This window comes from Streptomonospora wellingtoniae (assembly GCF_031845375.1).
GTDB lineage: Bacteria > Actinomycetota > Actinomycetes > Streptosporangiales > Streptosporangiaceae > Streptomonospora > Streptomonospora wellingtoniae.
Map to the genome: position 1 here is coordinate 1 of NZ_JAVREK010000087.1, position 333 is coordinate 333.

A 333-nucleotide genomic window follows, 5' to 3' on the forward strand; every position below is an offset into this window, starting at 1 on the left:
GAGCGGCCCAGGTACTCCAGCCGGTCCGCGCGGTCCCGCCGGACCACGTCGCCCGTGCGGTACATGCGGGTGCCCGCCGGGCCGAAGGGGTCGGCCACGAACCGCTCGGCCGACAGCCCCGCCCGGTTGGAATAGCCCCGCGCCAGCTGCACGCCCGCCAGGTACAGCTCGCCCTGCACGCCGGCCGGAACGGGCCGCAGCCGCGCGTCGAGGACGTAGACACCGGTGTTCCACACGGGCCGCCCGATCGGCACCCCCGGCCCAAAGAACCGGTCGGATTCGGCGCCGGTGTCGAAGGCGGTCACGTCCACCGCCGCCTCCGTCGGGCCGTAC

1 protein-coding gene is annotated in these 333 nt (G+C 75.7%); it reads right to left on the reverse strand.

Annotation, left to right across the window (positions count from 1 at the left end):
• Window positions 1–311: AMP-binding protein (locus RM446_RS24745; RefSeq protein ID WP_449657183.1), on the reverse strand; the 311-nt coding region annotated here is incomplete at its 3' end.
• Window positions 312–333 lie beyond the last annotated feature (22 nt).